The sequence below is a fragment of the Streptomyces hawaiiensis genome, from assembly GCF_004803895.1.
GTDB classification, from domain to species: Bacteria; Actinomycetota; Actinomycetes; order Streptomycetales; family Streptomycetaceae; genus Streptomyces; species Streptomyces hawaiiensis.
On the sequence record NZ_CP021978.1, the window covers coordinates 6,308,522 to 6,328,236 of the forward strand.

Consider the following 19,715-nt stretch of genomic DNA (forward strand, 5'->3'; position numbering starts at 1 on the left):
GGTGGGACGGTGCGGCTTTTCGGGGGCGCGGGGCCGTGGCGATCCCGCGGCCCCGCCACGGTGGTGCCGGAGATCCCGCGGCCCCGCCACGGTGGCCTGACCGGCCCCCGCACCCGCCCTGTGGCCGCCATCGAACGGCCCCGTAGCATGGCGGCACGATCGACCCAGGGGGGACGCACGATGACGGACGCGACGCAGCCAGACGGCGGCAGCCACGACCCGTGGGCGCCACCGGAGAGCAAGCCCTCGCTCGACAAGAACCCGGCGCCGCAGCCACCGTCCGTGCACGACCAGGCCACGGTCACCTCCATGCCGGGATTCACCCCGCCCACCGGTACGCCGCAGTACGACCCGTCCGGCACCGGCGCCGGGGCCGTGCCGCCCCCGCCCGTGGCCCCCACCGGTCCGGGAGCCCCCGGCGGCTACGGCTACCCCGGTTACTCCGGCTACCCCCCGGCGGGACACGGCTGGCCCGGCATGCCCATGGCCCCCCAGAACGGCATGGGCGTCGCCGCGATGGTGCTCGGCATCATCTCCTGCACCCTCTTCTGCCTCTACGGTGTGGTCTCCCTGGTCACCGGCATCCTCGCCGTCGTCTTCGGCATCAAGGGCCGCAAGCGGGCCGAGGCCGGAGTGGCCACCAACCACGGTCAGGCCCAGGCCGGTCTGATCATGGGCATCATCGGGATCATCCTCGGCATCGCGGTGATCGTCCTGATCGCCGTCGGCATCACGGCCGCGATCAACAGCGACGACTACGACGACGACCCGTACTACGGCGCCCTCGGTCCGGTGGCCACGGCCCCGTCCCAGCGCTGAAACTGCCGCCCTCCACGGCCGACTTGGCCACTACGATGCCCTGGTCTGACAACGGAGGGGAGATCGTCCATGTCCAACACCAACCCGCCCCCGGGTGGTTTCGGCCCGCCGGCCCAGCCGCCGCAGCAGCCGGCCCCCGGGTACGGCTATCCGCAGCAGCCCGGCCCGGGCTACGGCTACCCCCAGGGCAGCCCCGGCTACCCGGCCGCGCCGCCCGTGGGTTACCCGCAGGCGCCCGGCTACGGGATGCCCGCGCAGCCCAGCAACGGCATGGGAACCACGGGGCTGGTGCTGGGCATCATCGGCGTGGTGTGCAGCGTGACGTTCATCATGTGGTTCTTCGGCGTGATCCTGGGCATTCTCGCGATCATCTTCGGCGCCATCGGCCGCGGCAGGGCCACCCGCGGTGAGGCCACCAACAAGGGCGCGGCGACCGCGGGCCTGGTCTGCGGCATCATCGCCACCGTGATCCTTCCGCTGCTCGGCTTCCTGCTGTTCGCCAGCATCATGGGCGGGCTCGGCGCGGCTGCCTGAACGGAACTCCCGGAGTTCAGCAGGGGCCGGTCCAGGGGGCCGGCCCCTCACTCATGCTCCCGCCGTCCGCAGCCGTTCCCGCGCCTCCATCAGCGCGAACCCCAGCAGATTCGGCCCCCGCCACCGCTGCGGATCCATCGCCGCCTCGTCGTCCGCGGCCAGCCCGATGCCCCACACCCGGTCCACGGGGCTCGCCTCGACCAGCACCCGGTCGCCCGTGCCCAGCAGGTACGCCAGCAGTGCGGGATGCGCGGCGAACTTGTGGACGCTGCCCTCGACGACGATCCGGAACCGCTCCCGCACCCACACCGTCTCGTCGAACCCGCGCACCAGCCGCCCGGCCTTCTTCGCCTCGGCGGGATGCCCGGCGGCCAGCGCGGCCCGCTCCGCCGCCGGGTCCTCGAAGAGCCGGGCCTTCTCCGCCATCATCCAGTGCTCGGCCGTCGCGTACACCGCGCCGTCCACCGTGAACGGCGACGGCCACCACTGGCTCAGACAGCTCGCACCGATCCGGCCGTCCGGCCGCGGCCGATGCCCCCAGAAGTGCAGATACTTGACCCTGGCCCCCGCGCGGACCGCCCTGATCAGGTCCTCCTGCGAGCCGACCGCCCCCGTGATCTTCTCCATGCACGCGAGTCTGGCACGCGCCACTGACACAGCGTCCTGCCTTTTCGCGGCGAACTCGACACCTGGTCGACAGATTCCGTCGCGTAACCAAAAATCAACAACGGAATCACTTGTTGGAGTGGCATACCTCTGTCAGGATCGGCACTCAAATCGAGCCTGAGCCACGCCGGCCCCATCAGGGGACACGGAGGAGAGCGACATGCACAACCCGGGCACTGCCACCCCGGACCGATTTCCGGCCGAGGAGCGCTTCGCGCAGGGCGCGCAGTACATCGCGGGGCGCCTGACCAGGGGTACCTCCGGCCGCACGCACGCCGTCACCGACCCGGCGTCGGGTGAGGAGGTCCTCACCTACGAGCTGGCGGGCACGGCCGACGTCGACCGGGCCGTCGCCGCCGCCCGCGCGGCCTTCCCCGGCTGGGCGGGAGCCACCCCCGGCGAGCGGTCCGACGCCCTGCACCGGTTCGCCGCGGTCCTGGCCGACCGGGCCGAGGACTTCGCCCGCGCCGAGTCGCTCCAGTGCGGCAAGCCGCTGAAGCTGACCCGTGAGTTCGACGTCCCGGGGACCATCGACAACACCGCCTTCTTCGCCGGTGCCGCACGTCTTCTGCAGGGCCAGTCCGCCGGTGAGTACTCCGGCGACCACACCTCGTACGTCCGGCGCGAGCCCATCGGGGTCGTCGGGTCGATCGCCCCCTGGAACTACCCCCTGCAGATGGCCGCCTGGAAGATCCTCCCGGCGATCGCCGCGGGCAACACCATCGTCCTGAAGCCCGCCGAGCTCACCCCGCTGACCTCACTGCTCTTCGCGCGGGCGGCCACCGACGCCGGGATCCCGGACGGTGTGATCAACATCGTCACCGGCACCGGCCGGGAGGCCGGAGAGCACCTCGTCGGCCACCCGGACGTGGCGATGACCTCCTTCACCGGCTCCACCGCCGTCGGCAAGCGTGTCGCCGAGGTCGCCACCGCCACCGTCAAGCGCCTCCACCTGGAGCTCGGCGGCAAGGCGCCCTTCGTGGTCTTCGACGACGCCGACCTGGAGGCCGCCGCCCACGGCGCGGTCGCGGGCGCGCTCATCAACACCGGGCAGGACTGCACGGCCGCCACGCGCGCGTACGTGCAGCGGCCGCTGTACGACGCCTTCGTGGAGCGGACCGCGGCGCTCATGGAGACGGTCCGGCTCGGCGACCCCTTCGCCGCCGGGACCGACCTCGGCCCGCTGATCTCGCACGCCCAGCGGGACCGGGTCGCCGGGTTCGTCGACCGGGCGCGGGCCTACGCGCGCGTGGTGACCGGCGGCGAGGCACCCGAGGGCGAGCTCGCCAAGGGCGCCTACTACCGGCCCACCCTGATCGCCGACGCGGCCCAGGACAGCGAGGTCGTCCAGTCCGAGATCTTCGGACCGGTCCTGGTCGTGCTGCCGTTCGACACCGACGACGAGGGCCTCGCGCTCGCCAACGACACCCCGTACGGGCTCGCCGCCTCCGCCTGGAGCCGGGACGTGTACCGGGCGAACCGGGCCACGCGCGAGATCAAGGCGGGCTGCGTGTGGGTCAACGACCACATCCCGATCATCAGCGAGATGCCGCACGGCGGCTACAAGTCCTCCGGCTACGGCAAGGACATGTCCGCGTACTCGTTCGAGGAGTACACCCAGATCAAGCACGTCATGTTCGACAACACCGCGGTGGCCGCGAAGGACTGGCACCGCACCGTCTTCGGGGACCGATAGTCGTACGCAGGCCGCCTGACCACCGGCCGCCCACCCTCCGAAAGGGCAACCACGCGCATGGAGCAGTACGAGCCCGACCGCCTGTCCCCGGCCCAAGTGGCCGCCATGCGGCGGAGTGTCACCAACGGCAGGGCCGCCCTCACCCGGCGGTCCCTGCTGCGCGCCTCCGCGGGCGGGGCGCTCGCGGCCGGCGGCCTCGGGGCGCTGAGCGCCTGCGGCATCCCGGCAGCCGGCCAGTCCAAGGGCGGCGTCTCGGCGCAGGACCACTCGGCCAAGGAGAAGACGGTGAACTTCTCCAACTGGACCGAGTACATGGACGTCGACGACAGCGGCAAGCACCACCCGACGCTGGAGCAGTTCACGCAACGCACCGGCATCAAGGTCACGTACACCGAGGACATCAACGACAACAACGAGTTCTTCGGCAAGATCAAGCCGCAGCTCGCCGCGGGCCAGGACACCGGCCGCGACCTCATCGTCCTCACCGACTGGCTGGCCGCCCGCCTCATCCGCCTCGGCTGGGTGCAGAAACTCGACCCGAGCAACCTGCCGCACGCCTACGCCAACCTGTCGGCCCAGTTCCGCAGCCCCGACTGGGACCCGGGCCGCGCCTACTCGTACGTCTGGCAGGGCATCTCCACCGTCATCGCGTACAACAAGAAGGCCCTCGACGGCGTCGAGGTGAAGTCGATATCCGACCTGCTCGACAACCCCAAGCTCAAGGGCCGGGTCGGCTTCCTGTCGGAGATGCGCGACAGCATCGGCATGACCCTGCTCGACATGGGCAAGGACCCGGCGGACTTCACCGCCGACGACTACGACGCTGCCGTCGCCCGCCTCCAGAAGGCCGTCGACAAGGGCCAGATCCGCCGCTTCACGGGCAACGACTACACCTCGGACCTGACCAGCGGCGACTTCGCGGCCTGCGTCGCCTGGGCCGGGGACGTCGTCCAGCTCAAGGCGGACAGCCCCGACATCGACTTCCTCATCCCGGACAGCGGCTACGTGACGTCGACCGACAACCTGCTGATCCCCAACAAGGCCCGCCACAAGACCAACGCCGAGCGGCTCATCGACTTCTACTACGAGCCGAAGGCGGCCGCCGAACTCGCCGCGTACATCAACTACGTGTGCCCCGTCGACGGCGTGAAGGCCGAGCTGGAAAAGATCGACGAGGACGCGGCGAACAACCCGCTGATCATCCCCGACAAGGCCATGGCCGCCAAGTCCCACGCCTTCCGCTCGCTGAGCTCGAAGGAAGAGACCGAGTTCGAAGCGAAGTTCGCGAAGCTGACGGGGGCGTGACCACCATGACGAACAAGACAGACCCCAGCGGCGACGTCCGCCTCACGGGCATAGCCAAGACCTACGGCGCCTTCACCGCCGTGCACCCGCTCGACCTGACCGTGCCGCAGGGCTCCTTCTTCGCCCTGCTCGGCGCCTCCGGCTGCGGCAAGACCACCACCCTGCGCATGATCGCCGGCCTGGAGGAGCCCACGTCGGGCACCGTGCACCTGGGCGACCAGGACGTCACCGCGCTGCCCCCGTACAAGCGGCCGGTGAACACGGTCTTCCAGTCGTACGCCCTCTTCCCGCACCTCGACATCTTCGAGAACGTCGCCTTCGGCCTGCGCCGGCGCGGCCTGAAGTCGGTGAAGAAGCAGGTCGAGGAGATGCTGGAGCTCGTGCAGCTCGGCGAGCAGGCCCGCAAGAAGCCGCACCAGCTCTCCGGCGGCCAGCAGCAGCGCGTCGCCGTGGCCCGCGCCCTGATCAACCACCCCAAGGTGCTCCTGCTCGACGAGCCGCTCGGCGCCCTCGACCTGAAGCTGCGCCGCCAGATGCAGCTGGAGCTCAAGCGCATCCAGACCGAGGTCGGCATCACCTTCATCCACGTCACCCACGACCAGGAGGAGGCCATGACGATGGCCGACACGGTCGCCGTGATGAACGCGGGCCGCGTCGAGCAGCTGGGCGCGCCCACCGACCTCTACGAGAACCCGCGCACCACCTTCGTCGCGAACTTCCTCGGCACCTCCAACTTCATCGAGGCCGAGGTCGACTCCAGGAGCGGCGAGGAGATCGTGCTGAAGGCGGGCGGCGGCAAACTCGTCCTGCCGGAGGCGCGCTGTTCCGCGCCCACGACGACCGGCGGCAAGGTGCTGGCCGGCGTCCGCCCGGAGAAGATCTCCCTCACCCACGCGGACGACGCCGGCGCCATCCCGGAGGGCCGCAACCGCATCACGGGGCGGATCGCCGACTCCAGCTTCATCGGCGTCTCCACGCAGTACGTCGTCGACAGCCCGGTCTGCTCCGACTTCGAGGTCTACGCCCAGAACATCGACCGGGACCCCCGCCTGGTGCCCGGCGCCGAGGTCGTCCTGCACTGGAACCCGGCCCACACCTTCGGCCTGGACGCCGCCCAGGACGCCGACGCCGGAGTGGAAGAGGCGGCCTGATGTCGACACTCACCGAGGCGCCACCACCCCTCGCGCCGCAAGCCCCCGAACCGAAGCCCCCGAAGCGCAGGGGCCGCTGGACGCCGTACTGGCTGCTGCTGCCCGGCATCCTCTGGCTGGTCGTCTTCTTCGCGCTGCCGATGATCTACCAGGCCTCCACGTCCGTGCAGACGGGCTCCCTGGAGGAGGGCTACAAGGTCACCTGGCACTTCGCCACGTACTGGGACGCGCTGTCCGCGTACTGGCCGCAGTTCGTCCGCTCGGTGCTCTACGCCGGCACGGCGACGATCCTGTGCCTGCTGCTCGGCTACCCGCTGGCGTATCTGATCGCCTTCCGCGCGGGCCGCTGGCGGAACCTGATCATGATCCTGGTGATCGCGCCGTTCTTCACCAGCTTCCTGATCCGCACCCTCGCCTGGAAGACGATCCTCGCGGACGGCGGCCCGGTCGTCGGCGCGCTCAACACGCTGCACGTCCTGGACGTCACCAGCTGGCTCGGCTGGACCGCCGGCGACCGCGTCCTCGCCACGCCCCTCGCGGTGGTGTGCGGTCTGACGTACAACTTCCTGCCGTTCATGATCCTGCCGCTCTACACCTCACTGGAGCGCATCGACGGACGGCTCCACGAGGCCGCCGGCGATCTGTACGCACGCCCCTCGACGACGTTCCGCAAGGTCACCTTCCCGCTGTCGATGCCGGGCGTCGTCTCCGGCACGCTGCTCACCTTCATTCCGGCGGCCGGTGACTACGTGAACGCCGATCTGCTCGGCTCGACCGACACCCGCATGGTCGGAAACGTCATCCAGACGCAGTTCCTGAGAGTGCTCGACTATCCGACGGCCGCGGCGCTCTCCTTCATTCTCATGGCGGCCATTCTGCTCATGGTCACGCTCTACATCCGCAGGTCCGGGACGGAGGATCTGGTCTAAATGCCCTTCGTCAACTGGCTCAAGAGAAATCTCGTCGTCCTGGCGGGACTGCTGACCCTCGGCTATCTGCTCCTGCCGAACGTCATCGTGACGGTGTTCTCCTTCAACAAACCGAAGGGGCGCTTCAACTACGAATGGCAGCAGTTCTCCCTGGACGCCTGGAAGGATCCGTGCGGCGTCTCCGGACTGTGCGGATCGCTGTCCCTCAGCCTCCAGATCGCGTTCTGGGCGACACTCGGCGCCACACTCCTCGGCACCCTGATCGCCTTCGCCCTGGTCCGCTACCGGTTCCGCGCCCGCGGCGCCGTGAACTCGCTGATCTTCCTGCCGATGGCGATGCCCGAGGTCGTCATGGCCGCCTCGCTGCTCACCCTGTTCCTCAACATGGGCGCCCAGCTGGGCTTCTGGACGATTCTCATCGCCCACATCATGTTCTGCCTGAGTTTCGTGGTCACGGCCGTCAAGGCGCGTGTGATGTCGATGGACCCGAAATTGGAGGAGGCGGCACGGGACTTGTACGCGGGCCCGTTCCAGACCTTCGTCCGGGTCACGCTGCCCATCGCGGCTCCGGGCATCGCGGCGGGCGCCCTGCTCGCCTTCGCGCTCTCCTTCGACGACTTCATCATCACCAATTTCAACGCCGGCTCGACCGTCACGTTCCCCATGTTCGTCTGGGGCTCGGCGCAGCGCGGAACGCCCGTTCAGATCAATGTCATCGGCACGACCATGTTCGTCGTCGCCGTACTGTTCGTCCTGGTTTCCATGCTCGCCGGAAACCGCCGCAACAGACAAAAGGCTTAACCGTAGGGAGTTGACATCATGGCCCCGAGCGCCATGAATCAGTGGACCCGTTCGCTTTCCGACGCCCAGCCGGTCCCGTACTGGCTGGACGACCCCGGCCGGCCCCGTCCCGAACCCGCCCTCACCACCTCCGAGACCTGCGACCTGCTGGTCGTCGGCGGCGGCTACAGCGGGCTGTGGACGGCGCTGATCGCCAAGGAACGCGACCCGCAGCGGGACGTGGTGCTGGTGGAGGGCCGCGAGGCGGGCTGGGCCGCCTCCGGCCGCAACGGCGGGTTCTGCGCCGCCTCCCTCACCCACGGCCTGCCCAACGGCCTCGCCCGCTGGCCCGACGAGATCCACAAGCTCCAGGAGCTGGGCGACCGCAACCTCGACGCGATCGAGGCGGCCGTCGCCCGGCACTCCCTCGACTGCGACTTCGAACGCACCGGCGAGATCGACGTCGCCACCGAGCCCTACCAGGCGCGGGAACTGCGCGAGTGGCACGAGGAGACATCCCGCCGGGGCCTGGCCGAGGGCGTCGAGTTCCTGGACGCCGACGCCGTACGGGAGCAGGTCGACTCACCCACCTTCCAGGCGGGCCTGTGGGACCGCAGGGGCGTCGCCATGCTGAACCCGGCGAAGCTCGCCTGGGGCCTGAAGCGGGCATGCGTGGAGCTGGGCGTCCGCGTCTACGAGCACACCCCCGCCCTGACCCTGAAGCCGTACGGGGCCGGCATGGCCGTACGCACCCCCTACGGCCGGATCCGCGCCCGCCGGGTCGCCCTCGGCACCAACATCTTCCCGAACCTGGTCAGACGCGTCCGCTCGTACACCGTCCCGGTCTACGACTACGCCCTGATGACCGAGCCGCTCACCGCCGGGCAGCTCGACTCGATCGGCTGGAAGAACCGCCAGGGCCTCGGCGACAGCGCCAACCAGTTCCACTACTTCCGCCTGTCCGCCGACAACCGGATCCTCTGGGGCGGCTACGACGCGATCTACCCCTACGGCGGCCGGGTCCGCGCCGAGTACGACGACCGCCCCGAGACCTACGCCAAGCTCGCCGGGCACTTCTTCACCTGCTTCCCGCAACTGGAGGACGTTCGCTTCAGCCACGCCTGGGGCGGCGCGATCGACACCTGCTCCCGCTTCTCGGCGTTCTTCGGCACCGCGCACCAGAGCAGGGTGGCGTACGCGGCCGGGTACACCGGCCTCGGCGTCGGCGCCACCCGGTTCGGCGCCGAGGTGATGCTGGACCTGCTGGCGGGGGAGCGCACCGAGCGCACCGAACTGGAGATGGTCCGCAAGAAGCCGCTGCCGTTCCCGCCCGAGCCGTTCGCCTGGACGGGCATCGCCCTCACCAAGTGGTCCCTGGCCCGCGCGGACGCCCAGGGCGGTCGCCGCAACCTGTGGCTGCGCACGATGGACCGGCTGGGGCTGGGATTCGACAGCTGATCGACCGAGTGTGATCCGGTTCACCCCAACGAGCTGCCGGAACCCGCGTAATGACCGGGGGGGAACCCCCGTCTCCCTCGTGATGGCCTCCGGACGCCCCGCGCGTCCGCGAGATCCGCGAGAGAGAAGGGGGTCTTTCCGATGACCGGTCCGAAGACGGCGGTCGAGTGGCTCGCATCCGTGGCACCCGACCCCGAGGCCTGCCGCTGGGAGTGGGAGCGCAACCCGCTCGGGGTCGCGCTGCTGCCGGCAGGCAGCGCCTGGGACGTGCTCATCCTGCCCGGCGAACTCGGTTACGCCACGCTCGACGTGCTGAGCCGTGTCCTCGACCGGCCGGGGCCCGTGCTCGTCGACTTCGGTGACGCGCGCATGGGTTTCTTCGTGCCGCCGGGCACCGCGGCCCGCTGGCTCGGCACGGGCATCCGCACGGCGGGCGCGGGCACCTGGATCGTGGTGCCGTACCCGGGCCGTTCCTCACCCGGTGGCGTCCGCTGGCTGGTCCCACCGGACGGCTCGGGCCTGCTGACGGATCCGGCCCTGCTGGAACTGGCGATGCACGAGGCGGCGGCGGGGCTGGCGACGGAGAACGACGGTCAGGGCCCCGGTGCGTGAGACCGCCCGGGTGTCTTCGCCGTCCCGACGAACAGCCACAGCGACGACAGGAGCACCGCGCACAGACACCAGCTGCCCACCACGTCCAGGGGCCAGTGGTAGCCGCGGCGGACCAGGCCGTAGCTCGCACCGAGGACGAGAGCGACGCAGAGGGTGATCAGAGCGCGGCGGGCCAGGGCCGTGCGGAGCCAGGGGAGCAGGAGCAGGGTCGCGGAGCCGTAGGCGATGGCGGCGGTGGCGGTGTGGCCCGAGGGGTAGTAGCCGGTACCGGGCGGGACGGCCGGGGTGCCCGGGCGGTCGGTGAGCACCTTGAGCGGGACGACCAGCGCCGGGACCAGGGCCATGAGCAGGGCCGCCGCGGCGACGGGCAGCCACCAGCGGTCCGCGCCGGCGCGACGGTGGCGTACGGCGACGTATCCGAGCGCGACGGCGAGGACCGGGACCGCGACCTGGATGTTGCCCAGGTCGGCGAGGAGTTCGGAGCAGCGGTCCGGGTTCACGAGGAGGCGGCTGAGGCGCTCGTCGAGCCGGACGAGCGGGCCGTCGGCGACGACCTGCCAGGTGATCAGGGCGAAGAGGAGGGCCGGAAGGGCGAGCAGGAGGGCGACGGAGCCCGGGAGCGTGGCGCGTTCCTGGTTCGCGGAGATCGGCATGGGGCACAGCTTGGCACGAGCACAGACGCCGACCAGCGGCCCCTGCGGAGGATCACGTGAACCAGCCGTCCCACGACGCCGGCCTCTTCGACCACTGCCCCTGGCTCTTCGCCGGACAGGCCTCCGAGGAGCAGCGCGCCGCACAGGATCAGCGGCAGCAGCGGCTGCTCGCCGGGCCCGGGGAGGTGCGTCTGGGCGAAGGCTGCTTCGTGGCGGAGACGGCCGCGGTGTACCCGGACCTCCTGCACCTGGGCGACCGCTCGTACATCGCGGCCCAGGCCTACGTCACCGGCGAGATACGCACGGGCGCCGACTGCACCGTCAATCCCTTCACGGTGGTGCGGGGCACCGTCACCCTCGGAGACGGGGTGCGCATCGGCGCGCACAGCTCGCTGCTCGGCTTCAACCACGGCTCCGCGCCCGGCCTGCCGGTCCATCAGCAGCCGGTCACCAGCCGGGGGATCACGGTCGGTGACGACGTGTGGATCGGCTCGCACGTGGTCGTCGTCGACGGGGTCACCATCGGCGACCACTGCGTCGTCGGCGCGGGGGCGGTCGTCACGAAGGACCTGCCGGCGTGGTCGGTGGCGGCGGGCAACCCGGCGCGCCGGATCCGGGACCGGCGCGAGCCGCGCGGGACGAAGCGCCCGGCCGGCACCGAGACCCTCGCCGAGGAACTGGCGGCCTTCGCCGAGACCGCCCGGGCTCAGGCGACCGATCTGCTGAACCGCTCCTGGCGTCCGGACACCGGCCGCTACGCCGACCGGCCCGGCAGCGAGCCGACCGTGCGGGCCCACTGCGACGCCGTCGAGATCGCCGACCTGCTCCTCGGAGACGTACCGTCGCACCTGCCGGCCGCCGGGCACGTCGAGCGGCTCCGGGCGTCGCAGGACCCCGCCACCGGTCTGGTCCCCGAGTACGGCGCGGCCCCGCCGCTGCCCGGACCGGCCGGGCTGCCCGAGGACGACGGGCCCCCGGCCTATCACGTGCTGTGCGTCGGCTACGCGCTGGACCTGCTCGGCAGTTCCTTCGCCCACCCGGTCCATGCGGTGCGGACCACGACGGCCGACCGGCTGGTCCGGCACCTCGGCGCACTGCCCTGGGACGGCCGTGCCTGGCACGCCGGGGCGTGGGTCGACTCCTGGGCCACCGCCGCGCACTGGAACCTGTGCGCCGGAGGCGAGGCGGCCGCGCCGGGCGCGCTGGAGGCGCTGTTCGGCTGGCTGCACACCCACGCCGACCCGTGGACCGGGATGTGGGGCTCACCCAGCCAGGAGTCCGGGCGCCTGCAGATGGTCAACGGCTACTACCGGCTCACCCGCGGTTCCTTCGCCCAGTTCGGCCTGCCCGTGCCGTACCCGGAGCGTGTGATCGACACCGTCCTCGACCACGCGCGCGACACCCGCCACTTCGCGCCCGGCCGCGAGAACGCCTGCAACGTCCTGGACGTGATCCACCCTCTGTGGCTCTGTGGCCGGCAGACCACGCACCGTGGAGAGGAGACCCGCGCCTGGGCGGCGACCCAGCTCTCCGCCGCCCTGCGCCGCTGGCACCCCGGCCAGGGCTTCGGCTTCGGCCCCACGTCCGACGGCACCGGGCCGGGCCGTGAACCCGGGCTGCAGGGCACGGAGATGTGGCTCGCGATCATCTGGCTGCTCGCGGATGCTCTCGGCCTGGCCGACGTCCTGGGCTACCGCCCGCGGGGGATTCACCGCCCGGAGCCCGCGCCGACAACCGAAAGGCAATGAATTCCCCTCACGGAATGGCCTCGATCCGCTGAAGGTTGTCCTCGCCCCATTCCCCGAGCGGCGCCATCGCGGCATTGAGGGAACGGCCGAATTCCGTCAGCGAGTACTCCACCTTCGGCGGAACCTGCTGGTGCACCTCCCGGTGCACCAGACCGCTGTTCTCCATCTCCCGCAGCTGAAGAATCAGCACCCGTTCGCTGATGCCGGCCACCGCGCGCCGCAACTCACCGAAGCGTAAAGGGCCTTCCCCGAGCGAGAACAGAATCAGACCCTTCCACTTGCCGCCCATGACGGCGATCGCCGCATCCAGCCCACACGTGTACGTCCGCTTCATCCTTCGCCCCTCCATACGAACAAAACTGTCAGTACCCGAGAAAAAAGTAGGTACTTGAGGGAATGTACGCGACCACCCAGCATGGATTCCCGTACGGAGAACAAGGGAGAGAAACATGGCTGGGGACAACCGCACGCCAGTGACCGTCATCGGGACGGGTTCGATGGGCCGGGCACTCGCCGGAGCGTTTCTGGCGGCAGGACATCCGACGACGGTCTGGAACCGCACCCCGGCCCGAGCCGAGCCCCTGGTGGAGCAGGGAGCGGTGCACGCCGCGTCGGTCGCGGACGCGGTCGGGGCGAGCGGGCTGGTCGTGACCTGCCTGACCACCTTCGCGGACACCCGCGCGGCGCTACGGCCGGCCGCCGGGGCGCTACGGGGCCGGGCCCTCGTCACCCTGAACAGCGGTTCCCCCGCCGACGCCCGCGAAACGGCCGCCTGGGCCGGCACGCACGGCGCCCGCCTGCTCGCCGGCGCGGTCAAGAACGTACCTGCGGCGGTGGGAGAACCGGACACCCTCCTCTACTACAGCGGTGACCGGGGCGTCTTCGAGGAGTACGGAGCGACTCTGAGGGTGCTGGGAGGCGACACCCTCCACCTCGGGGAGGAACCCGATCTCGCCGCGTTGTACGAGATGGCCGTGGGCGCGATGCTGCTGCCCGCGCTCGTCGGCTTCTTCCAGGGGGCCGCCGCCGTCCAGGCGCGGGGACTGCGGGTGGAGTCGATGGTGCGGTTCGCGGGCAAGTGGCTGGACATGATCAAGGCACTGCTGCCGGTCTACGCCGCGGAGATCGACAGGGGCGACTACAGCGACGGCGCGAGTTCGGTGGACCTTTTCCTCGCGGGCGCGGCCCATGACGCGGACCTGGCGGAGGAGGCGAACGTCGACACCGCCTGGCTGGTACCCCTGAACGACCTGTTGCGGAGGGCGGCCGAGGCGGGTCACGGCCCGCACAGCGTCTCGGCACTCACCGAGATGCTCAGGAAGGGGGCGTAGAGGGAGGTCGGCCGCCCCGGAACAGGGGGGGTGGTTCCGGGGCGGCCGTCCGGACCGGAACGTCGCGCGCCCCGGGGGGTTTGGGGCGGGCGACTGTCCGATCGGTGAGGAGATCCAGAGCCTCAGGCTCCGGTTGTGTGCGCGAGGGCACGACCAGGTCGAAGCTGGGGAGGCCCCGGCCTGATGTCACCCACAGTCCCCTGTGGGCGGGGTGTATCTCTCATCTGGGTAGAACCTACGACAGGGGCGGGGCGCAGGACAGGCCGTAGGGCCCCCTGTCATCCACCTCGCACACCTTCTTCACAGGCTCTGCAGCTCGCCGCCCCGGTAGCGGAACCGGGGCGGCTCACCTGCCCGGACGGTGGCTCAGATGCGCGCGAGGGCGGTTCAGATGCGGGAGAACGCCTGCTCGATGATGTCCAGGCCCTCGTTCAGCAGGTCCTCGCCGATCACCAGCGGGGGCAGGAAACGGAGCACGTTGCCGTAGGTGCCACAGGTCAGGACCAGCAGGCCCTCGGCGTGGCAGGCCTTGGCGAGTGCGGCGGTCGCCTCCGGGTTCGGCTCCTTGGTGGCGCGGTCCTTGACCAGCTCGATGGCGATCATGGCGCCCCGGCCCCGGACATCCCCGATGAGGTCGAACTTCTCGGCCATGGCGGTGAGGCGGGCCTTCATGACGGCCTCGATGTTCTTCGCCCTGGCGTTGAGGTCGAGTTCCTTCATCGTCTCGATCGAGCCGAGCGCACCCGCGCAGGCGACCGGGTTGCCGCCGTAGGTGCCGCCCAGGCCGCCGGCGTGCGCGGCGTCCATGATCTCGGCGCGCCCGGTGACGGCCGCGAGCGGCAGACCGCCGGCGATGCCCTTCGCCGTCGTGATGAGGTCCGGGACGATGCCCTCGTCCTCGCACGCGAACCACTGGCCCGTACGGCAGAAGCCGGACTGGATCTCGTCGGCGACGAAGACGATGCCGTGGTCCTTCGCGAACCGGCTGATCGCCGGCAGGAAGCCCTTGGCCGGCTCGATGAAGCCGCCCTCGCCGAGCACCGGCTCGATGATGATCGCGGCGACGTTCTCCGCGCCGACCTGCTTGCTGATCTGGTCGATGGCCTGCGCGGCGGCCTCGGGGCCGGCGTTCTCAGGCCCGGTCGGCCAGCGGTAGCCGTACGCCACCGGCACCCGGTACACCTCGGGGGCGAACGGGCCGAAGCCGTGCTTGTACGGCATGTTCTTCGCGGTCAGCGCCATGGTGAGGTTGGTGCGGCCGTGGTAGCCGTGGTCGAACACCACGACGGCCTGCCGCTTGGTGTACGCCCGGGCGATCTTCACGGCGTTCTCGACGGCCTCGGCGCCGGAGTTGAACAGGGCGCTCTTCTTGGCGTGGTCACCGGGGGTCAGCTCGGCGAGCGCCTCGGCGACCTCGACGTACCCCTCGTAGGGCGTGACCATGAAGCAGGTGTGGGTGAAGTCGGCGAGCTGCGCCGACGCCCGCCGTACGACGGCCTCGGCGGAGGCGCCCACGGACGTCACGGCGATGCCCGACCCGAAGTCGATCAGCCGGTTGCCGTCGACGTCCTCGATGATCCCGCCGCCCGCCCGCGCCGTGAACACGGGCAGCACGGACCCCACGCCCTGCGCGACCGCGGCGGTACGCCGAGCCTGCAGCTCCTGCGACTTCGGACCGGGAATGGCGGTGACGACGCGGCGCTCCTGCGGAAGTGCGGTCATGCGGGGCTCCTGGGGTGGTGCGGATGGTCTCTTACGGACGCTCGGCTTCTTTTCTCGCAGGCTAGGGCGGGAGAAGGGGGGTGGGCATGCTCCATGTGGGCGTTGTCGGCGGAGCGCGTTGTCCGGGGTGGACATGGCAGTCTCGTGGGCTGGTGCCCACGACCCGGCCGCGTAAGCGGTGAACTCCCCAGCGGAGGGCGTTAGATTGGCTCGCTGATGGTGGACGGAGCGGCTGGTCAGGGGGCAAGGGCGATGGACAGCGACGGGACGCAGGACGCGCGGGGTACGCATGCGAGTCCCGTGCCGCGCCCGGCGGCACCTCCTCAGGTGCCCGCGATGCCGCCCCGGCCACCCCGGGCCCCCGGGATGCCGCCGCTGCCGGACGGGTCGGCGTTCCTCACCTGGCTGCGCGCGCCACGCCCCGACGCCGCGCCGGGCGTGTGGCGGTTCGGGCACCGCCCGCGGCCCGCGGAAGAACCCGAGGAGATCCCCACCCGGCAGCTGCTGAGCGGGGCGCTGATCGCCTTCCTCGTGGGATGGCTGATCTGGTCGCTGCTGCAGAACGGGTACCTCGGCACCTGGTGGTGGGTGCCGTTCGACCTGATCGTTCCCGACGCCTGGCGGGGCGGAGACAGCGATCTCGGGGAGACCGGGACGTTCATCGTCTACCGGGGGTACGAGCTGCTCGTCGCCCTGGGGATCATGGTCGGGGCGGCCCGGCTGGGCCGCTGGGGCGAGGTGTGGCGCCGCTTCGTCACCCCCCGCTTCCGTCGGCCGGAGGCACTGGAAACCCGGACGACCCCCGAGGACGACCCGGCCCAGTGGAACGAACTGCGCGCCGCCGGTGCCGCCGACGCCGCCGAGCGCCTCGCCGCCGAGGCCCGTACCGGGCTGATGCGGGACGTCGACCATGCCCGGATCCTCCGTGCCTGGCAGGGCGTACGCACCGGACGGCACAGCCTCGCCACCTTCAGCGGCGCCGTGCTCAAGGACGGTGCCGCCGCGTGCCTGCACCCCTCCGGGGAGCGCGACCTGCCCGCCCGGCTCGCCCGGCACGACCTCGTCACCGGACAGGTGCGGCTGGGGACCACCGTGGACGACGCCCGCAACCCCTACGCCTACCGCGACACGGGGCTGGCCCTCGGGCCCGACCTGCTCGGCACCTCGCTCGTGGCCGTCGGCCCCGCCGGCTCCGGCAAGACCGGGACCGTCGTCCGTCCTCTCGCCGAGTCGCTCTGTCTGCACGCCCTCGCCGGGCGCGCCGCCGTGGTCGTCGTCGGGGCGGCCGGCGCGGGGCTCGGGCCGGCCGACGCGTATGACGTGGTCGTACGGATCGGGAACCAGGAGTCCGAGTACGACCTCGATCTGTACGGGGGCAGCGCCGACCCGGACGAGGCCGCTGCCGTGCTCGCCGAGGCGCTCGTCGGAGATCTCGCCGATCCGCATCCCGGCAGCGACAGCCGCCGGTCCACCACCGTCCTCGCCCAGCTGCTCGGGCCGTTCCGGGCCGTGCACGGGCGTTTCCCCTCCGTACCGGAGCTGCGGCAGCTGCTGGACGGGTCGCCGGGTCCGTTCGCCGCGCTGCGGCAGGGCCTCCACGAGGCCGGGCAGGAGTCGCTGCTGCGCGAGCTCGACGCCCGGGAGCGGCAGATGGGGCAGCCCGGGGACGTCGCCGGGGCGCTGGGCGACCGCGTGGCGCTGCTCGACCGGCCCGCCTTCGCCGGGTTCTTCGACACCTCCGGTCAGTCCCGGCCCTTCACCCTCAAGGCCCTCGACCATCCGGTGCGGGTGCGCATCGACCTGCCCCAGCGTGGGCACGCCGACGCCTCCAAGATGCTGGCCCGGCTCGTGCTCGCGCAGTTCACGGCGAGTGTCGCCGTACGCGAGGACCGGTCGCTGTTCGCGTGCCTGCTGCTGGACGACGCGACCGGGGTGGTGACGCCCGAGGCCGTGCGGGGCATCCAGCGGCTGCGGTCCGGCAACGCCGGAGTCGTGCTCACCCTGCGGACGCTGGACGACGTGGCCCGGCCGCTGCGGGGGCCGCTGCTCGGGGCCACCGGATGCCGGATGGCGCTGGCGGGACTCACGCCGTGGGACGGGCAGGACTTCGCCGAGGTCTGGGGCAAGGAGTGGACCGAGGCCCGGGACGTCACCGACCGGCAGATCATCGCGGAGACCCCGGCGGGCAAGGCCGTGCACATGCTGCGCCGGGTGATCACCGGCAAGGCCCCGACCGCGCGGGCGGTGACCGTGCGGCAGGTCGAGCGGGAGCGCTGGTCCGCCTCCGAGCTGGCGCACGGCGTGCCGGCGGGGCACGCGGTGCTGTCGCTGACCGACGTCAAGGGCGAGCACGCGCCACCGCTGCTGGTGGATCTGCGGGGCTGACCCTTCCCAGCCGTGCGGTACGCGGGGACCGTACGGTGAGGCAGAATCGTCACAGGTCGTTCATACGAGGCGGCCAAAAGACCACAGAGATCACACAGCCCTGACGCAGAAGGCCTCATGCCCCCGACGCTCGCCTCGCTCGTCCACCACTCCGCGCTGAAACTGACCGTGCGGGCAGGCGAACACCGCCTCGACGTGCCGGTCCGCTGGGCGCACCCCAGTGAGCTCGCCGACCCCGTGCCCTACATGGAGGGCGGGGAACTGCTGCTGATCACCGCGCTCAAGCTGGACGCCGAGGACCCGGAGGCCATGCGCCGCTACGTGCGGCGGCTGGCCGGGGCCGGCGTGGTGGGGCTCGGCTTCGCCGTCGGCGTCAACTACGAGGAGATCCCCGAGGCGCTCGTCGACGCGGCCGAGGAGGAGGGCCTGCCACTGCTGGAGGTGCCGCGCCGCACCCCGTTCCTCGCCATCAGCAAGGCCGTGTCCGCCGCGATCGCCGCCGACCAGTACCGGGCCGTCACCGCCGGGTTCGCCGCCCAGCGCGAGCTGACCCGGCAGGCCCAGGCCGGGGGCCCGGAGGGGCTGCTGGCGGCGCTGGCCTCGCAGGTCGACGGATGGGCGGCGCTGTACGACGCCTCGGGCGCGGTCGTCGCCACGGCCCCGGAGTGGGCGGGGCGGCGCGCCGCGCGGCTCACCGGTGACGTGCAGACGCTGCGGGACCGCCCCGCGCCCGCCTCCTCGGTGGTCGGTGGGCCGGAGAACGAGGACCGGATCGAGCTGCACACCCTCGGCACCGGCCGGCGGCCCCGGGCTGCCCTCGCCGTCGGTACGGCCGCCGCCCCGGGCACCGCCGAGCGCTACGCCGTCCACTCGGCCATCGCGCTGCTGACCCTGACCACGGAACGCTCCCGGTCCCTCCAGGCGGCCGAGCAGCGGGTCGGCGCGGCGGTGCTGCGCATGCTGCTGGCCGGGGAGCCGGACCATGCCCGCGCGGTCGCCGGGGACCTGTACGGCGAGCTGCTGGACGCGCCGTTCCGGATGATGGTCGCGGAGCGGGTGCCGGTGTCGGCGTCGGCCGCGCTGGCCCGGGCCGAGGCACGCAAGGGCGCTCCGCCCGTCGAGCGGCCCTCGGCCGCGGCGCTCGCCGCGGCCGACACCGGCGGCGACCCCCTCGCGGCGCTCGCCGACGTCGTGGAGTCCGCGGCGGCCCGGGCCGGCGAGGCCGTGCTGGTGGTGCCGGAGGGGGAGCGGCTGGTGGTGCTGGCCGCGGACGGCGGCGCCGCCGCGGCGGCCTGCGGGGAGTACGCGGCCGCCCTGGAGACGGCCCGGGCCGGCATACGCGAGAAGGTGCCGGGCGGCGAGGACGACGAACTGGTCGTCGGCCTGTCGGCACCGGCCGGGCCCATCGCCGCGTCCGCAGCGTACAAGCAGGCCCGGCAGGCGCTGTCGGTGGCGCGGCGGCGCGGGCGCGTCCTCGTGGAGCACGAGCGGATGGCGGCCGGATCGGTGCTGCCGCTGCTGGCGGACGACGCGGTGCGGGCGTTCGCCGACGGGATACTGCGGCCGCTGAACGAGCATGACGCCACCGGCCGCGGCGACCTCGTCGCCTCCCTGCGCGCCTGGCTGTCCAAGCACGGCCAGTGGGACGCGGCGGCGGCCGAACTCGGCGTCCACCGCCACACCCTGCGCTACCGCATGCGCCGGGTCGAGGAGATCCTGGGCCGCTCCCTGGACGACCCGGACGTCCGCATGGAGCTCTGGCTCGCCCTGAAGGCGACCACCACCGAGTAGCCAATCCGGAGTGTCCGCGTCCCCCACTGCTACGGCCCGGACAAACGCCCTTCGGCCACCTCGCGCCTACCGTTGGTCCCGCAGCACAGGATCACCCCCAACGCCGAAGGGCCGGAACCAAAATGCCCGAGAACG

The 19,715-nt window shown here is 71.7% G+C and carries 17 protein-coding genes and 1 pseudogene; 13 read left to right on the forward strand and 5 right to left on the reverse strand.

Going from position 1 to position 19,715, the window contains the following annotated elements; translation table 11 throughout:
* Nucleotides 1-180 precede the first annotated feature (180 nt).
* Both CEB94_RS29255 and CEB94_RS29260 read left to right on the forward strand, forming a co-directional pair.
* On the forward strand, nucleotides 181-819 hold the full coding sequence (locus CEB94_RS29255; RefSeq protein ID WP_175435015.1) for a DUF4190 domain-containing protein: 639 nt from the start codon (nucleotides 181-183) through the stop codon (nucleotides 817-819).
* A gap of 69 nt (nucleotides 820-888) precedes the next feature.
* Nucleotides 889-1,353 (forward strand): DUF4190 domain-containing protein, encoded by a 465-nt coding sequence (locus CEB94_RS29260; RefSeq protein WP_175435016.1) that lies wholly within the window; start codon nucleotides 889-891, stop codon nucleotides 1,351-1,353.
* 51 nt (nucleotides 1,354-1,404) lie between these two features.
* Here the strand turns inward: CEB94_RS29260 and CEB94_RS29265 are convergent, their stop codons facing one another.
* Nucleotides 1,405-1,980 carry a riboflavin biosynthesis intermediates N-glycosidase gene (locus tag CEB94_RS29265; protein ID WP_175435017.1) on the reverse strand — a complete coding sequence of 192 codons (576 nt, stop codon included), beginning with the start codon at nucleotides 1,978-1,980 and terminating at the stop codon, nucleotides 1,405-1,407.
* A 199-nt stretch (nucleotides 1,981-2,179) separates the two neighbouring features.
* Here CEB94_RS29265 and CEB94_RS29270 point away from each other — a divergent pair, with 199 nt between their 5' ends.
* The 7 genes from CEB94_RS29270 to CEB94_RS29300 all read left to right on the forward strand — a co-directional run bounded on the left by CEB94_RS29270 (nucleotide 2,180) and on the right by CEB94_RS29300 (nucleotide 9,950).
* Entirely contained in the window at nucleotides 2,180-3,715 is a 1,536-nt protein-coding gene (locus tag CEB94_RS29270) for a gamma-aminobutyraldehyde dehydrogenase (RefSeq protein WP_175435018.1), read from the forward strand.
* A 57-nt stretch (nucleotides 3,716-3,772) separates the two neighbouring features.
* Nucleotides 3,773-5,020: a polyamine ABC transporter substrate-binding protein gene (locus tag CEB94_RS29275; protein ID WP_175435019.1), complete on the forward strand. Its 1,248-nt coding sequence runs from the start codon at nucleotides 3,773-3,775 to the stop codon at nucleotides 5,018-5,020.
* Nucleotides 5,017-6,171, forward strand: coding sequence for an ABC transporter ATP-binding protein (locus tag CEB94_RS29280; protein ID WP_175435020.1), 1,155 nt, complete (start codon nucleotides 5,017-5,019; stop codon nucleotides 6,169-6,171). The genes CEB94_RS29275 and CEB94_RS29280 overlap by 4 nt, the downstream gene beginning before the upstream one ends.
* The gene (locus tag CEB94_RS29285) at nucleotides 6,171-7,100 is read left to right on the forward strand and encodes an ABC transporter permease (protein ID WP_175435021.1); all 930 of its coding nucleotides are present in this window, start codon (nucleotides 6,171-6,173) and stop codon (nucleotides 7,098-7,100) included. The genes CEB94_RS29280 and CEB94_RS29285 overlap by 1 nt, the downstream gene beginning before the upstream one ends.
* Nucleotides 7,101-7,901 carry an ABC transporter permease gene (locus CEB94_RS29290; RefSeq protein WP_175435022.1) on the forward strand — a complete coding sequence of 267 codons (801 nt, stop codon included), beginning with the start codon at nucleotides 7,101-7,103 and terminating at the stop codon, nucleotides 7,899-7,901.
* Nucleotides 7,902-7,919: 18 nt separating this feature from the next.
* Entirely contained in the window at nucleotides 7,920-9,338 is a 1,419-nt protein-coding gene (locus CEB94_RS29295) for an NAD(P)/FAD-dependent oxidoreductase (RefSeq protein ID WP_175435023.1), read from the forward strand.
* 141 nt (nucleotides 9,339-9,479) lie between these two features.
* The gene (locus tag CEB94_RS29300; RefSeq protein ID WP_175435024.1) at nucleotides 9,480-9,950 is read left to right on the forward strand and encodes a hypothetical protein; all 471 of its coding nucleotides are present in this window, start codon (nucleotides 9,480-9,482) and stop codon (nucleotides 9,948-9,950) included.
* On the opposite strand, the gene CEB94_RS29305 is transcribed toward CEB94_RS29300, so the two are convergent.
* Nucleotides 9,932-10,603: a phosphatase PAP2 family protein gene (locus tag CEB94_RS29305; RefSeq protein ID WP_175435025.1), complete on the reverse strand. Its 672-nt coding sequence runs from the start codon at nucleotides 10,601-10,603 to the stop codon at nucleotides 9,932-9,934. The genes CEB94_RS29300 and CEB94_RS29305 overlap by 19 nt on opposite strands.
* Nucleotides 10,604-10,659: 56 nt before the next feature.
* Between CEB94_RS29305 and CEB94_RS29310 the strand changes: the two genes are divergently transcribed.
* On the forward strand, nucleotides 10,660-12,351 hold the full coding sequence (locus tag CEB94_RS29310; protein ID WP_175435026.1) for an acyltransferase: 1,692 nt from the start codon (nucleotides 10,660-10,662) through the stop codon (nucleotides 12,349-12,351).
* A gap of 7 nt (nucleotides 12,352-12,358) precedes the next feature.
* Here CEB94_RS29310 and CEB94_RS29315 read toward each other — a convergent pair whose 3' ends face one another.
* Complete coding sequence (locus tag CEB94_RS29315) at nucleotides 12,359-12,685, reverse strand: winged helix-turn-helix transcriptional regulator (RefSeq protein ID WP_175435027.1); 327 nt, start codon at nucleotides 12,683-12,685, stop codon at nucleotides 12,359-12,361.
* A gap of 115 nt (nucleotides 12,686-12,800) precedes the next feature.
* Between CEB94_RS29315 and CEB94_RS29320 the strand changes: the two genes are divergently transcribed.
* Nucleotides 12,801-13,682: an NAD(P)-dependent oxidoreductase gene (locus CEB94_RS29320; RefSeq protein ID WP_175435028.1), complete on the forward strand. Its 882-nt coding sequence runs from the start codon at nucleotides 12,801-12,803 to the stop codon at nucleotides 13,680-13,682.
* On the opposite strand, the pseudogene CEB94_RS41130 reads toward CEB94_RS29320, so the two are convergent.
* Nucleotides 13,682-13,906 (reverse strand): annotated as a pseudogene (locus tag CEB94_RS41130) (phosphatase PAP2 family protein); the annotation flags it as partial. The gene CEB94_RS29320 and the pseudogene CEB94_RS41130 overlap by 1 nt on opposite strands.
* Nucleotides 13,907-14,069: 163 nt before the next feature.
* Complete coding sequence (gabT, locus tag CEB94_RS29325; RefSeq protein WP_175435029.1) at nucleotides 14,070-15,404, reverse strand: 4-aminobutyrate--2-oxoglutarate transaminase; 1,335 nt, start codon at nucleotides 15,402-15,404, stop codon at nucleotides 14,070-14,072.
* A 252-nt stretch (nucleotides 15,405-15,656) separates the two neighbouring features.
* Between gabT and CEB94_RS29330 the strand changes: the two genes are divergently transcribed.
* Together CEB94_RS29330 and CEB94_RS29335 are read left to right on the forward strand one after the other, a co-directional pair.
* On the forward strand, nucleotides 15,657-17,789 hold the full coding sequence (locus tag CEB94_RS29330; RefSeq protein ID WP_175435030.1) for an ATP-binding protein: 2,133 nt from the start codon (nucleotides 15,657-15,659) through the stop codon (nucleotides 17,787-17,789).
* A 117-nt stretch (nucleotides 17,790-17,906) separates the two neighbouring features.
* A complete protein-coding gene (locus tag CEB94_RS29335) occupies nucleotides 17,907-19,580 on the forward strand; it encodes a PucR family transcriptional regulator (RefSeq protein WP_175435031.1) in 1,674 nt (557 codons plus the stop codon).
* The last annotated feature ends 135 nt before the right edge of the window (nucleotides 19,581-19,715 follow it).

What these genes read in the sequence shown, in the direction of transcription:
- CEB94_RS29255 (WP_175435015.1), top strand. Translation starts at nt 181, where the DNA reads ATGACGGACGCGACGCAGCCAGACGGCGGCAGCCACGACCCGTGGGCG.
- CEB94_RS29260 (WP_175435016.1), top strand. Translation starts at nt 889, where the DNA reads ATGTCCAACACCAACCCGCCCCCGGGTGGTTTCGGCCCGCCGGCCCAG.
- CEB94_RS29265 (WP_175435017.1), bottom strand. Translation starts at nt 1,980, where the DNA reads ATGGAGAAGATCACGGGGGCGGTCGGCTCGCAGGAGGACCTGATCAGG.
- CEB94_RS29270 (WP_175435018.1), top strand. Translation starts at nt 2,180, where the DNA reads ATGCACAACCCGGGCACTGCCACCCCGGACCGATTTCCGGCCGAGGAG.
- CEB94_RS29275 (WP_175435019.1), top strand. Translation starts at nt 3,773, where the DNA reads ATGGAGCAGTACGAGCCCGACCGCCTGTCCCCGGCCCAAGTGGCCGCC.
- CEB94_RS29285 (WP_175435021.1), top strand. Translation starts at nt 6,171, where the DNA reads ATGTCGACACTCACCGAGGCGCCACCACCCCTCGCGCCGCAAGCCCCC.
- CEB94_RS29290 (WP_175435022.1), top strand. Translation starts at nt 7,101, where the DNA reads ATGCCCTTCGTCAACTGGCTCAAGAGAAATCTCGTCGTCCTGGCGGGA.
- CEB94_RS29295 (WP_175435023.1), top strand. Translation starts at nt 7,920, where the DNA reads ATGGCCCCGAGCGCCATGAATCAGTGGACCCGTTCGCTTTCCGACGCC.
- CEB94_RS29300 (WP_175435024.1), top strand. Translation starts at nt 9,480, where the DNA reads ATGACCGGTCCGAAGACGGCGGTCGAGTGGCTCGCATCCGTGGCACCC.
- CEB94_RS29305 (WP_175435025.1), bottom strand. Translation starts at nt 10,603, where the DNA reads ATGCCGATCTCCGCGAACCAGGAACGCGCCACGCTCCCGGGCTCCGTC.
- CEB94_RS29315 (WP_175435027.1), bottom strand. Translation starts at nt 12,685, where the DNA reads ATGAAGCGGACGTACACGTGTGGGCTGGATGCGGCGATCGCCGTCATG.
- CEB94_RS29320 (WP_175435028.1), top strand. Translation starts at nt 12,801, where the DNA reads ATGGCTGGGGACAACCGCACGCCAGTGACCGTCATCGGGACGGGTTCG.
- gabT (WP_175435029.1), bottom strand. Translation starts at nt 15,404, where the DNA reads ATGACCGCACTTCCGCAGGAGCGCCGCGTCGTCACCGCCATTCCCGGT.
- CEB94_RS29330 (WP_175435030.1), top strand. Translation starts at nt 15,657, where the DNA reads ATGGACAGCGACGGGACGCAGGACGCGCGGGGTACGCATGCGAGTCCC.
- CEB94_RS29335 (WP_175435031.1), top strand. Translation starts at nt 17,907, where the DNA reads ATGCCCCCGACGCTCGCCTCGCTCGTCCACCACTCCGCGCTGAAACTG.